The 12,306-nt window shown below is 64.9% G+C and carries 10 protein-coding genes and 1 tRNA gene; 6 read left to right on the top strand and 5 right to left on the bottom strand.

Translation table 11 applies throughout. From position 1 onward, the window contains the following. Positions 1-109 precede the first annotated feature (109 nt). A complete protein-coding gene (locus tag AmiPiv_RS01805; RefSeq protein ID WP_340035535.1) occupies positions 110-1,210 on the top strand; it encodes a fatty acid desaturase in 1,101 nt (366 codons plus the stop codon). A gap of 157 nt (positions 1,211-1,367) precedes the next feature. On the opposite strand, the gene AmiPiv_RS01810 is transcribed toward AmiPiv_RS01805, so the two are convergent. After that, positions 1,368-1,442, bottom strand: a tRNA-Gln gene (locus AmiPiv_RS01810). 124 nt (positions 1,443-1,566) lie between these two features. After that, positions 1,567-1,902: a VOC family protein gene (locus tag AmiPiv_RS01815; protein ID WP_340035536.1), complete on the bottom strand. Its 336-nt coding sequence runs from the start codon at positions 1,900-1,902 to the stop codon at positions 1,567-1,569. 204 nt (positions 1,903-2,106) lie between these two features. Here AmiPiv_RS01815 and ppdK point away from each other — a divergent pair, with 204 nt between their 5' ends. Beyond that, positions 2,107-4,773, top strand: a complete 2,667-nt coding sequence (gene ppdK / locus AmiPiv_RS01820; RefSeq protein WP_340035537.1) for a pyruvate, phosphate dikinase — start codon at positions 2,107-2,109, stop codon at positions 4,771-4,773. 63 nt (positions 4,774-4,836) lie between these two features. On the opposite strand, the gene AmiPiv_RS01825 is transcribed toward ppdK, so the two are convergent. Both AmiPiv_RS01825 and AmiPiv_RS01830 read right to left on the bottom strand, forming a co-directional pair. Next, positions 4,837-5,847, bottom strand: a complete 1,011-nt coding sequence (locus AmiPiv_RS01825; protein WP_340035538.1) for a nucleotidyltransferase family protein — start codon at positions 5,845-5,847, stop codon at positions 4,837-4,839. Between the two features lie 127 nt (positions 5,848-5,974). Further along, positions 5,975-6,730: a hypothetical protein gene (locus AmiPiv_RS01830; RefSeq protein WP_340035539.1), complete on the bottom strand. Its 756-nt coding sequence runs from the start codon at positions 6,728-6,730 to the stop codon at positions 5,975-5,977. A 165-nt stretch (positions 6,731-6,895) separates the two neighbouring features. On the opposite strand from AmiPiv_RS01830, the gene AmiPiv_RS01835 reads away from it, so the two are divergent. Continuing rightward, positions 6,896-8,533, top strand: coding sequence for a long-chain-fatty-acid--CoA ligase (locus tag AmiPiv_RS01835; RefSeq protein ID WP_340035540.1), 1,638 nt, complete (start codon positions 6,896-6,898; stop codon positions 8,531-8,533). Between the two features lie 125 nt (positions 8,534-8,658). After that, the gene (locus AmiPiv_RS01840) at positions 8,659-9,474 is read left to right on the top strand and encodes a DUF1499 domain-containing protein (RefSeq protein ID WP_340035541.1); all 816 of its coding nucleotides are present in this window, start codon (positions 8,659-8,661) and stop codon (positions 9,472-9,474) included. Positions 9,475-9,581: 107 nt separating this feature from the next. On the opposite strand, the gene AmiPiv_RS01845 is transcribed toward AmiPiv_RS01840, so the two are convergent. Further along, positions 9,582-10,490: an MBL fold metallo-hydrolase gene (locus tag AmiPiv_RS01845; protein WP_340035542.1), complete on the bottom strand. Its 909-nt coding sequence runs from the start codon at positions 10,488-10,490 to the stop codon at positions 9,582-9,584. Positions 10,491-10,614: 124 nt separating this feature from the next. Here AmiPiv_RS01845 and AmiPiv_RS01850 point away from each other — a divergent pair, with 124 nt between their 5' ends. Next, positions 10,615-11,211, top strand: a complete 597-nt coding sequence (locus AmiPiv_RS01850; RefSeq protein WP_340035543.1) for a biotin transporter BioY — start codon at positions 10,615-10,617, stop codon at positions 11,209-11,211. A gap of 86 nt (positions 11,212-11,297) precedes the next feature. Beyond that, positions 11,298-12,305, top strand: coding sequence for an SDR family NAD(P)-dependent oxidoreductase (locus AmiPiv_RS01855; RefSeq protein WP_340035544.1), 1,008 nt, complete (start codon positions 11,298-11,300; stop codon positions 12,303-12,305). Position 12,306: the final 1 nt, after the last annotated feature.

The raw sequence follows: 12,306 nt of genomic DNA on the forward strand, positions 1-12,306 counted from the left end.
GGCGGCAGAGCCAATTTGCCACGGCAGCTCCACTAGCCACGACGCTTGCGGCGCATTATGGGCAATGGCGCGCTTGAAAACACGTTGGCAGCGAGATTTCGGGGACTGAATGACACAGTTGATGCCGTCCGACGCGGACGGCCGAATTCCGACAACCGGATCTGCCCCGATCATCGATCTTGGGGCTGAAAAGGCGCTCGTTCGCCGGCTTGCTTCGCACTGCAACCGTTTCCGCGATCCCGACGACCGGCGCGCCGCCTTCGAACTGGCGGTGACGCTGATACCTTTCCTGGCGATGCTGGCAGGGCTGGTCTGGCTGGCCGCCTATGCCGAGCCGCTGCTCGGCAACTGGCGCTGGGGTCTCGTCGGGCTGCTGGCGCCGGCCTGCGCGGCGTTTCTGGTAAGGCTGTTTGCGATCCAGCACGATTGCGGCCATGGCTCCTTCACCAGTTCGCGGCCTGCAAACCGCCTGATCGGGCGCGTGCTGAGCGTGTTTACCTTCACCCCCTACACGCTCTGGCAAAAGGCGCATGCCGTGCACCACGGCTCGTCGGGCAATCTCGACAAGCGCGGCATCGGCGACATCGATACGCGGACGGTCGCCGAATACGAGGCGATGACCACCGGCCAGCGGCTGATGTATCGCATCTACCGCAATCCGGTGGCGCTGATCGTGATCGGCGTGCCCGTGTATTTCCTGGTCATGCATCGACTGCCCTACAACGACGCGATACCAAGGGTCGAGGCCTGGCGCAGTGCCGGCGGTCTCAATCTGGCGCTGCTGGCTGTCTATGGCGGGCTCGTCTTCCTGGCCGGCTGGGCGGTGATGCTGGCGATCCTGCCGGTCGTCGTGATGGGCGCCTGGGTCGGCGGCTGGCTGTTCTATGTCCAACACCAGTTCGAAGAGACGCGTTGGGACGCGGGCGAGGCGTGGGACCTGCATGTCGCGGCTTTCGGCGGGAGTTCCTGGTACGCCTTGCCCGTCGTGGCCCAGTGGATCACCGGGTCGATCGGACTGCACCACATCCATCACCTGTGCAGCCGGGTTCCGTTCTACCGGCTGCAGGCCTGCTTCGATGGTAGCGCGGAACTTCGCGACGCCAGCCAGAACGTGAAGCTGACCTTCTGGAAGAGCGTGGCTTGCATCAATCTGGCGCTGTGGGACGAGAAGCGCCGGCGCCTGGTGACGTTCGCCGAAGCCCGCGCCTAGGGCTCCGCTTTTCCTCGAATCGCGAAGGCGCTCTATCTCTTTGGTTTGACGCCATTCCGGACGAAAGACCGCTTCGCGCTTTTCTGGAATAGCTCGAGCCGGCGCGGCCGGTCGCAGAAATCCGTTCTGCGAACAACTTCAGATGCTGCTTGAAAGGTGGCTGGGGCGCCAGGATTCGAACCTGGGAATGTCGGTACCAAAAACCGATGCCTTACCGCTTGGCGACGCCCCATCAACAAGCCGCAGGCGAGACAAGAATAGTGCCGCGTGCGAGTCAATCGACCGCCGCCTTATAGGCAGTGCGCGGCAAAAGCACAACGCGCCTTTTGCCGCTTATCCCAAGCCGGCTGGCCGGATCATTCGCCCCAGACGGCCAGTTCGTTGCCGGCCGGATCGGTGAAGTGGAACCGCCGGCCACCGGGGAACGAGAAGATCGGCTTGACGATGGTGCCGCCTGCCTCCTCGACGGCGCGCAGCGTCTCCTCCAGCACTTCCGAATAGAGGATGGGCAACGGCTTTGCCTGGACTTCCGCCTGGAAGCCGCCCTCGAGCCCTTCGTCGAATGCCGAATAGGCGGGCCCGTAGTCGGTGAAGGTCCAGCCGAACGCCGAGCTGTAGAATGCCTTGACGTGATCGATCGTGCCGCCGGTAGCCGACATTTCGATGTAGTCGAGCTTGCCCGTTTTCCTCATAGCGATCTCCTGAGTTTGTTCTTGAAATGTTCTATATGAGCCGGGGCGCCGCCGCAAGCGCCGCAACCGCCGCGGCCATTAATCGATTGTAGAACGTCGCGTGTCGGAACTGCGCCTTGCCTTTCGCAACGCAGCATCCTATCGCTCCCCCTGAAGCGCATGGCAGCCACCGTGTGCTGCACACTCAGTCGGCGAGGAGAGGGCATGACCAAGTGGGTCTATAGGTTTGGCGACGGTGCGGCGGAGGGGCGCGCGGGCGACCGCAACCTGCTCGGCGGCAAGGGGGCGAATCTCGCCGAGATGTGCAGTCTCGGCCTGCCGGTGCCGCCCGGGTTCACCATCACCACCGAGGCCTGCAACTGGTACTACGCCAATGGCCGCAACTATCCCGAGACGCTGGAAGCGGATGTCCGCACCGCGCTCGAGCATGTCGGCGTGCTGACCGGCCGCAGCTTCGGCGATCCGGAAAAGCTGCTGCTCGTCTCCGTGCGATCCGGCGCGCGCGCGTCGATGCCGGGCATGATGGACACCGTCCTCAATCTCGGCCTCAACGACGTCACGGTCGAGGCGCTCGCCAGGGATGCAGGCGATCCACGCTTCGCCTATGACAGCTACCGCCGCTTCATCACCATGTATTCCGACGTGGTGCTGGGTCTCGACCACGAGGTGTTCGAGGAAATCCTCGAGGACGAGAAGGCGCGGCTCGGCCACGAGCTCGACACGGATTTTTCGGCCATCGAGTGGCAGCATGTCATCGGCCTCTACAAGGCCAAGGTGGAGGAGGAACTGGGCCGCTCCTTCCCGCAGGATCCGCATGAGCAGCTGTGGGGCGCGATCGGTGCTGTGTTCTCGAGCTGGATGAACCACCGCGCGAGCACCTATCGCCGCCTGCACGACATTCCCGAAAGCTGGGGTACGGCGGTCAACGTCCAGGCCATGGTGTTCGGCAACATGGGCGACACCTCCGCCACGGGCGTCGCCTTCACCCGCAACCCCTCGACCGGCGAGAAGATGCTCTATGGCGAGTTCCTGGTGAACGCGCAGGGCGAGGACGTCGTCGCCGGCATCCGCACGCCGCAGAACATCACAGAGGCCGCCCGCATCGCCGCCGGCTCCGACAAGCCCTCGCTGCAGAAGCTGATGCCGGAGGCTTTCGCCTCCTTCGTGTCGATCTCCGACCGGCTCGAAAAGCACTATCGCGACATGCAGGACCTGGAGTTCACCATCGAGCGCGGCAAGCTGTGGATGCTGCAGACGCGGTCGGGCAAGCGCACCGCCAAGGCGGCGCTGAAGATCGCCGTCGAGATGGCGGCCGAGGGCCTGATCAGCAAGCAGGAGGCGATCGGCCGCATTGATCCGGCTTCCCTCGACCAGCTGCTGCATCCGACCATCGACCCCAAGGCGCAGCGCGAGGTGATCGCGGTCGGCCTGCCGGCCTCGCCTGGTGCCGCCACCGGCGAGATCGTGTTCTCGTCCGACGAGGCCGAGGAGATGAAGTCGGCCGGGCGCAAGGTGATCCTGGTGCGCATCGAAACCAGCCCCGAGGACATCCATGGCATGCATGCCTCGGAAGGCATCCTGACAACGCGCGGCGGCATGACCAGCCACGCCGCCGTCGTTGCCCGCGGCATGGGCAAGCCTTGCGTTTCCGGCGCCGGTTCGCTGCGCGTCGACTATCGCCAAGGCACGCTGACGGTGATGGGCAAGACCTTCCGCAAGGGCGACATCATCACCATCGACGGCGCCAACGGCCAGGTGCTGAAGGGCGCGGTGCCGATGCTGCAGCCGGAGCTGTCGGGCGATTTCGCCGCCATCATGGAATGGGCGGACGCGGCGCGGCGCATGAAGGTGCGCACCAATGCCGAGACGCCGGCCGACGCGCGCATGGCGCGCTCCTTCGGCGCCGAGGGCATCGGCCTTTGCCGCACCGAGCACATGTTCTTCGACGGCGACCGCATCGTTGCCATGCGCGAGATGATCCTCGCCGACACCGAGAAGGACCGCCGCAAGGCACTGGACAAGCTGTTGCCGATGCAGCGCTCGGACTTCCTCGAGCTGTTCGAGATCATGGCCGGCCTGCCGGTGACGATCCGCCTGCTCGACCCGCCGCTGCACGAGTTCCTGCCCAAGACCGAGGAAGAGATCGCCGAGGTGGCCGAGGCGATGAACGTGCCGGCCGACAAACTGCGCCAGCGCACCGAGGCCCTGCACGAGTTCAACCCGATGCTCGGCCATCGCGGCTGCCGCCTCGCCGTCTCCTATCCCGAGATCGCCGAGATGCAGGCGCGCGCCATCTTCGAGGCGGCCGTCGAGGCCGGCAAGAAGACCGGCAGCCCGGTGGTGCCCGAGATCATGGTGCCGCTGGTCGGCCTGATGAAGGAGCTCGACTATGTCAAGGCGCGCATCGACCAGGTCGCCCAGAGCGTGATGCAGGAGAGCGGCACCAAGATCGACTACCTCACCGGCACGATGATCGAACTGCCGCGTGCGGCGATCCGCGCCCACGTCATCGCCGAGGCGGCCGAGTTCTTCTCCTTCGGCACCAACGACCTGACGCAGACGACCTTCGGCATCTCGCGCGACGACGCGGCGTCGTTCCTCGAGACCTATCGCCAGAAGGGCATCATCGAGCAGGACCCGTTCGTCTCGCTCGACGTCGACGGCGTCGGCGAGCTGGTCAAGATCGCTGCCGAGAAGGGCAGGGCGACGCGGCCCGAGATCAAGCTCGGCATCTGCGGCGAGCATGGCGGCGATCCCGCTTCGATCCGCTTCTGCGAGAGCGTCGGGCTCGACTATGTGTCGTGCTCGCCCTTCCGCGTGCCGATCGCACGGCTCGCTGCCGCGCAGGCCGCGGTGAAGGCGCGGCAGTAGCACTGCAAGCGTCTGATTTCGCTTGGTTATACCCAAAACGCGTTTTGGGTATAACTGTCGGTGTCAGGCGAGTTCGCCGAGCAGCCTGTCGATTGATGGTCTCTGCTTCAGCGAGGCGCTGATTGCCTCGCGCCACTTTGGCCCGCCATCCAGCGCGGTTTCGTAGGCGATCGCCAGCTCCTGCGGGCGGTCCTCGACCAGGACGCGAATGAGCGTTTCGGCCTGTGCAAGGTCCTTGGCTACCTTGCCGAGGCCTGGTCCTGATCGACGCTGGGCGACGATCAGCTTGTGGACGGCGTAGCGCTCGGGCTTCGGTATCTGCACCAGGACGCCACTCCTGTAGAGCACCACGGCCGGTATCGGATCCGCAATCAGGAAGTTCAGGAATGGCAGGGTCTGCGCATAGACGTTGAGCGGTTCGAGGCGGACGATCTCGTCCCTGCTTTGCATCCGCGGAGCCAGGAAATCGACCATCGCACCACCGCCTTTGAGGCGCCATCGCGTCGATCTTCCTTTTGGATCGAGGCCGGGGGCCGGCTCCAGGGACAGGCTCTTGAAGGTTTCGGCCAGTGACGGATCGACCTGATCGTCGATCGCCAGCTTCAGGTTCTCGAAGGCGGCGATGTCGACGTCCTGGGTGACGGCAAGCGAACCTGCGAAGGTGAAGCCGAGCTCCGCCCCATAGAGACGGAATGCATGCGTGCCGACCAGGGTTCCTCCCAGCCGGAACACGCCCACCCTTGCCATTGCGTTCAGGATGCTGCCGGTCTGGCGATCCACCGTTGCCAGTCCTGCGGCACGCAGTTGGGCGACAAGGAGAGCGCAGTTTCGTTCAAACTGCTTCTCGTCCTCGACAGCCTCCTGCATGCGCGCGATGCGCCGGCGAAGGTCTTCGCTGTCGGGGCCGATGTAGCGATCGACCGGCTTGTCGCCGATCTTCTGGCGAGCATACCAGTATTTGCCTTGTGGCAGTTGCTTGAGAAAGGGCGCGCCGGCGATTTCGCTGACGTTGCGCATGCGGTGCGCCTCGAGAAGGTCCTGATAGGCGGTGTGGGCAGAGAGAGGCAGGCGCATCGGAATACCCTACGTCAATGTTTCGCGTAGGGTATATCAGGTCGATACCCTACGCAAACGGCTTACGTAGGGTATCACGAAACCTGCCAGCGCGGTTCCGGGATCGTCGACTGATAGCCGCCGCCTCTCAAGCCGCGGCGCAGAAGGCCTCGACCACGCCGACATAGGCTTCGGCGAGTTTTGCAACGGGGCTGTTGCTGCGCGCGGCCGATTCGACCTTGAGCTTGCCGCCCGCGACGGGAAGCGAAAGCAGCAGGTATTGCCGCCGCGCGCCGTCGCCGATGGAGGCCGCGGCGACGTGCTTCTCCTTGCCGTCCTCGTCGACGCGCATCTTGAACAGCAGGATGCCGCCTACCGTTTCGAGCGCATCGTCGACCATCTGGGCAAACTCCGTCTCGGAGATGCCTTCGGCGATGGCCGGCGGCGCATCCGCCGCGGATGCGGCTTCCTGTTCAAGTGCCGCGGTCTCGACGGGCTGTTCGATCGCGGTGATTTCGGACGGCGACAATTCCGGCTGAACTGAGGCCTCCAAGGGCGGTTCGTCGAGTTCCGCTTCGATGGCCGGTTCGTCGAGTTCCATCATGGGAACCTCGTCGGTGCCGGCCGTATCCTCGTCTGCCGTCGATACGGCTACCAATTCCTCTTCAGCCAGTGCGGCGGCCTCAAGCTCGCTTTCGCTCGCGTCGGGGCCAGAGACAGCGGCGTCGCCGCTCTCCTCCGGGTGCGCAACTGCGCCATCCTCGGCGATATCGAGCTTCGCCTCGGCAGCAGCCAGGTCCTGTTCGATCGTATCGGCCTGCGATTCTTCCAGAGCCGTCTGCTCCTGCGGGAGCATCTCGTCCTGCGGGGACTGCTCGTCCTCCGCGCGGGGCTGCGTATCCATGTGATCCCTCACATTAATCTACCCACCACGCCAGCCGGTAACAAAGGTTAACCGGGACCGTGGCCGCAATATGGCCGCACGAGGTTTGCGGCCGGGGGCCCGGCCGGACTGGACAATCCGCGGATTGGGACCAAAGATGCGGCAAAAGGATTTGGGAGGATCCGAATGCTCGGTCTGATGCAGGAGTGGCCGCTGCTGTGCCACAAGATCTTGGATCACGCAGCACTGCAGCACCCGCACCGGGAGGTGGTGTCGCGCTCGGTCGAGGGACCGATCGTCCGCACCAACTATGCCGATCTGCGGAAGCGATCCCTCATGGTGGCGCAGCGGCTGGAGCGAGACGGCTTCAAGGACGGTGACCGCATCGCAACGCTCGCCTGGAACAGCGCGCGCCACATGGAGGCGTGGTACGGCATCATGGGCATGGGCGGCGTCTACCACACGCTCAACCCGCGGCTTTTCCCGGAGCAACTGGCGTGGATCATGAACCACGCCCAGGATCAGGCGCTCTTCGTCGACCTGACTTTCCTGCCGCTGGTCGAGAAGATCGCGCCGCAGGTGCCGTCGCTCCGCCAGATCTTCGTCCTCACCGATTCGGCGCATCTGCCGCCGAGCGGCCTAGCCAACGTCGTTGCCTACGAGGACTGGCTTGCCGAAGCCGACGGGGACTACGCCTGGAAGCAGCTCGACGAACATGCCGCTGCGGGCATGTGCTACACGTCGGGCACGACCGGCGACCCGAAGGGCGTCGTCTACAGCCATCGCTCGAACGTGCTGCACGCGATGATCGCCATCATGCCCGATGCCATGGGCGTTTCCGTCCGCGACGTCGTCCTGCCGGTGGTGCCGATGTTCCATGCCAATGCCTGGGGGCTTGCCCAGAGCGCGCCGATGGTGGGTGCCAAGCTGGTCATGCCGGGCGCCAAGATGGACGGAGCCTCGATCTACGAACTGCTCGATACCGAGCGCGTCACCTTCACCGCGGCGGTGCCGACGGTGTGGCTCATGCTGCTGCAGCATCTGGAGGAAACCGGCAAGAAGCTGCCGCACCTCAACCGGGTGGTAATCGGCGGCTCGGCCTGCCCGCGCACCGTGACCGAAAAGTTCGAGCGCAACTACGGCGTGGAGGTCGTCCACGCCTGGGGCATGACGGAAATGTCGCCGCTCGGAACCCTTTGCACGATCAAGCCTGAATATCAGGACCTCGAAGGCGCGGACCGGCTCAATCTCCAGCAGAAGCAGGGATACACGCCGTTCGGCGTTGAGATGAAAGTCACTGACGACGACAACAACGAATTGCCGTGGGATGGCAGGACCTTCGGACGGCTGAAGGTGCGCGGGCCGGCCGTGTCGGCGTCCTACTACGGCGGCGCGAGCGCCGAACAGTTCGACGCCGACGGCTGGTTCGACACCGGCGACGTCGCCCATGTCGATGAGCACGGCTACATGCAGATCACCGATCGTTCCAAGGATGTCATCAAGTCGGGCGGCGAATGGATTTCGAGCATCGAGCTGGAAAACCTGGCCGTCGGACATCCCGACATCCAGGAGGCGGCGGCGATTGGCGTGAAGCACTCGCGCTGGGACGAGCGTCCCTTGCTGGTCGTCGTGCCCAAGCAGGGCAGGAGCCCCGACAAGGCCGACCTATTGGCGCTCTTCGACGGCAAGGTGGCCAAATGGTGGGTACCCGACGACGTCGTATTTGTCGACGAGATTCCGCATACCGCCACTGGCAAGATCCAGAAGTCGGTGTTGCGCGAGCGGCTCAAGGGCTATCGTCTTCCGACGGATTCTCCTGCCTGAGGATGAAGTGGAAAGGGTGTCCCTTTCCACTTCAATGGCCGAACAAATCCCTTTAATCTGTCCCAGCAGCAATCTATGCCGTTTGGGGGCGGCGTGCTGCCACTCGCAGCAGGTGACGGGGTTCGATGGTTGAGTTTCACACGAGGTATCTCGAGCCGCGGACGACGCGCGCGGCCGGCCTTTCCCGGGGCATGGCGTCCTTCGCCATGGTCTTGCTGGTCACGGCTGTTCTAGGTCATCGCCGCGGCCTGGTCGAAACACCTGCCTTCTTCTGGGTGATGGGCATCGTCGCGTTGCTGGCGGCACTTGCGCTGCTGTTTTCCGGCTTCGCGTTTTCCCGGCTCTGGAAGTTCGGCGACGAGGGCGGGCATGACCTGACTTTTGGCGCGCTTCTGGCGCTGCTGATCCTTTCCCCCTTCGCCTATACCGCCTACCAGGTCGCCACCCTGCCGATGCTGCGCGACATCTCGACCGATCTCGACAACCCGCCGGACATCAACGTCGCGGCGTTGATGCGAACGCCAGGCATGAATGGGCTCGAGCCGACATCGCCCGGCGAGCGCAGCCTGCAGGCCGAGGCCTATCCACTGGTCGCCGGCCGGCGCTACGACCTTTCACTCGACCGCGTGCTGGAGAGCGTGACTGCGGTCCTGTCGCGCCGGGACTGGGAAGTAGTGGTGCCGCCGCCGGCGCCCGAGCAGGCCAGCGGCGAGGTCGACATCGAAGCCGTGGCCCGCACGATGATTCTCGCCTTGCCGTCCGATGTGGGAATACGGGTGGTGGACGACGGCAACTCGGTGTTCGTCGACATGCGCTCGGCCTCGCGCTACGGGCGGCATGACCTGTCCGTGAACGCCGAACTCATCGTTGGCTTCCTGACCGAACTGGACCAGGAGATCGCCAACCAGGCGGGCACTGCGACCTCCACGAAGCAGGAATAGCGACGCTGGAGCGGCGGGCATTCTGACGAATGCAATTCTGCCGCCCCAGCTATTCTCCCAGCCGCCTTTGTGCGACGCCAGAGGCCTCCCGCCTGGTCGCCTAAGCTCTAATTCGCGGGCGCGTAGGTTCCGTCGAGCGAGGGAACTCCGGCGCAGACCACCTCGCCGCGGCCGACCAGATCTTCCAGGTGGGCGAACACCGACAGCCCCGCGGCGCCATGCAGGCGGGGGTCGGTGTCGCGGTAGATCGCGCGGACGATTTCCGCAATCGAGCGGTCGCCGGCCCTGAGGCGTTCGAGGATCGCACGCTCGCGCATCTTGCGGTGCGCCTTCAGCCCGCGAACGAATCGCTGCGGTTCCGTCACCGGACCGCCATGCCCCGCCAGATAGATGCGGTCGTCACGCCCGGTCAGGCGGTCGAGCGAGGCCATGTAGTCCGACATGGCGCCATCGGGAGGCGCGACGATCGAGGTGGACCACGCCATGACGTGGTCCGCGGAGAACAGGATGCCGGTGCCTTCGAGCGAGAAGGCGGCGTGATTTGCCGCGTGCCCAGGCGTGAGCACGGTTCCGATGCGCCAGCCGTCGCCCTCGATCACCTGGCCGTCGGCGACGACGAGGTCGGGCACGAAGTCCGTGTCGCTGCTGGCATCCAGTGCCGGGACCTCGCCGAGATGCAGCGGCCGTGCCGGCCGGTGTGGCCCTTCGGCCACCGTCCTGGCGCCGGTCAGTGCCTTCAGCCTCGCCGCCAGCGGCGAGTGGTCGCGATGGGTGTGGCTGACGAAGATGTGGCTCACCGGGCGACCGGCTATCGTCTGGATCAGCGCCTCGAGATGAGCGTCGTCTTCAGGTCCGGGATCGATCACGGCAAGCGTATCGGAACCGACGATGTAGCTGTTGGTGCCGTGAAAGGTGAACGGGCTCGGGTTGTTGACGGTCAGCCGGAGCACGCCCTTGGCGATTGGCACGGCGTTGCCATAGGCAGGCTCGAAGCGTGTATCGAAATCGAGGGACATGGCGTGCCGATGCTTGTGCGTTGCTGTGCCGGGCGGCAAATTCGTTTGCCGCTTAGCATGGAAGGCAATATAGGGAAAACCATGTTCGGCACGCCAGGGCGCGTGCAACGCAAGGGGATTTCACATGGCCGCCGCATCCAGCACATCCACCGCGCTCGTTTCCGCCGCGCTTCCGGCAAAGCGGGCCACGCGCCTGGCGACCCAAGTTCTGCTGGCGGTCGCCGGTTCGTTGCTGCTGGTCGCCTCGGCCAAGACCAAGGTCGTGCTCGGCCCGGTCGACATGTCGCTGCAGACGCTGGCCGTGCTCGGCATCGGCGCCGCCTTCGGGCTGCGCCTCGGTCTCGCGACCGTGATGCTCTACATGGCGCAGGGCGCCATGGGCTACCCGGTGTTCCAGAGCACGCCGGAGAAGGGCATCGGCATCGCCTACATGCTCGGCTCGACCGGCGGCTATCTCGCCGGCTTCGTCGCCATGGTGGCGATCGTCGGCTGGGCCGTCGACCGCGGCTGGGGCCGCAGCATCGTCAAGATGCTGGGCGCCATGCTCGTCGCCGAGGTCGTCATGATGGCCATGGGCTTCTCTTGGCTGTCGCTGCTGATCGGCGCCGACGAGGCCTGGCAGTTCGGCGTGGTGCCGTTCATCGTTCCCGATCTGATCAAGGTGGCGCTCGCCGCTGCAGCCGTTCCGGCAATCTGGGCGCTCGTGCCCAAGAAGGGCTGACCTGCCTCAACCCACTGGTTTTGCAGGCGCCCCGGCACTAAAAAGCCGGGGCGTTTGCATTTCGAGGTCACGCTGGAGCGCAATCCATGACCGTTCTCGTCACCGGAACCGCCGGTTTCATCGGCTTTCACCTCGCCCGCCGGCTCCTGGCCGACGGATATGAGGTGGTGGGTTTCGACAGCGTGACCGACTACTATGACACCTCGCTCAAGCGGGCGCGGCTGGACATGCTTGTCGAACATGGCGACTTCCGCTTCGTCCAGGCCGATCTGGCCGACGCCGCGGCGGTCAAGGCAGCCTTCGCGGCCAAGCCCGAGATTGTCATCAACCTCGCGGCACAGGCCGGCGTGCGCTATTCGCTCGACCACCCGCAGGCCTATGTCGACGCCAACATCACCGGCTTCCTCAACATCCTGGAGAACTGCCGCTCGTCGCTGCCGAAGCATCTCATCTACGCTTCGTCGAGTTCGGTCTACGGCGGCAACAAGAAGCAGCCCTATTCGCCGCGCGACGGCGTCGACCATCCCGTCAGCCTCTATGCCGCGACCAAGAAGGCCAACGAACTGATGGCGCATACCTACAGCCATTTGTTCGGTGTGCCCGCGACCGGCCTGCGCTTCTTCACCGTCTACGGTCCGTGGGGGCGGCCGGACATGGCCTACTACAAGTTCACCAAGGCGATCTTCGCCGGCGACAAGATCGACATCTACAACAACGGCGACATGTACCGGGACTTCACCTATGTCGACGACATCGTCGAAGGCATCGTCCGGCTGATCGACCATCCCCCGGTGGCCGACCCCGGCTACGACATCGCCGCAGGCGGCGCCTCGGGAAGCTGGGCGCCGCATCGGGTGATGAACATCGGCAACCGCCGCAAGGAGCATCTCATGGAGATGGTCCGCATCCTCGAGCGGGCGACCGGCCGGGAAGCGGTCAAGAACTTCATGCCGCTGCAGCCGGGCGACGTCCTCAGCACCTGGGCCGACGTCAGCGACCTCGAGGCATTGATCGGCGAGCTTCCGCACACGCCGATCGAGGAGGGGCTGGTCCGCTTCGTCGACTGGTACGGCCGCTACCACCGCGTCCAGTAGG

This window comes from Aminobacter sp. Piv2-1, assembly GCF_037625995.1.
Taxonomy (GTDB): Bacteria; Pseudomonadota; Alphaproteobacteria; order Rhizobiales; family Rhizobiaceae; genus Aminobacter.

Excerpts from the sequence above, each read along its gene's own strand:
- ppdK (WP_340035537.1), top strand. The coding sequence starts at position 2,107 with ATGACCAAGTGGGTCTATAGGTTTGGCGACGGTGCGGCGGAGGGGCGC.
- AmiPiv_RS01855 (WP_340035544.1), top strand. The coding sequence starts at position 11,298 with ATGACCGTTCTCGTCACCGGAACCGCCGGTTTCATCGGCTTTCACCTC.
- AmiPiv_RS01845 (WP_340035542.1), bottom strand. The coding sequence starts at position 10,490 with ATGTCCCTCGATTTCGATACACGCTTCGAGCCTGCCTATGGCAACGCC.
- AmiPiv_RS01850 (WP_340035543.1), top strand. The coding sequence starts at position 10,615 with ATGGCCGCCGCATCCAGCACATCCACCGCGCTCGTTTCCGCCGCGCTT.
- AmiPiv_RS01835 (WP_340035540.1), top strand. The coding sequence starts at position 6,896 with ATGCTCGGTCTGATGCAGGAGTGGCCGCTGCTGTGCCACAAGATCTTG.
- AmiPiv_RS01815 (WP_340035536.1), bottom strand. The coding sequence starts at position 1,902 with ATGAGGAAAACGGGCAAGCTCGACTACATCGAAATGTCGGCTACCGGC.
- AmiPiv_RS01805 (WP_340035535.1), top strand. The coding sequence starts at position 110 with ATGACACAGTTGATGCCGTCCGACGCGGACGGCCGAATTCCGACAACC.
- AmiPiv_RS01825 (WP_340035538.1), bottom strand. The coding sequence starts at position 5,847 with ATGCGCCTGCCTCTCTCTGCCCACACCGCCTATCAGGACCTTCTCGAG.
- AmiPiv_RS01830 (WP_340035539.1), bottom strand. The coding sequence starts at position 6,730 with ATGGATACGCAGCCCCGCGCGGAGGACGAGCAGTCCCCGCAGGACGAG.
- AmiPiv_RS01840 (WP_340035541.1), top strand. The coding sequence starts at position 8,659 with ATGGTTGAGTTTCACACGAGGTATCTCGAGCCGCGGACGACGCGCGCG.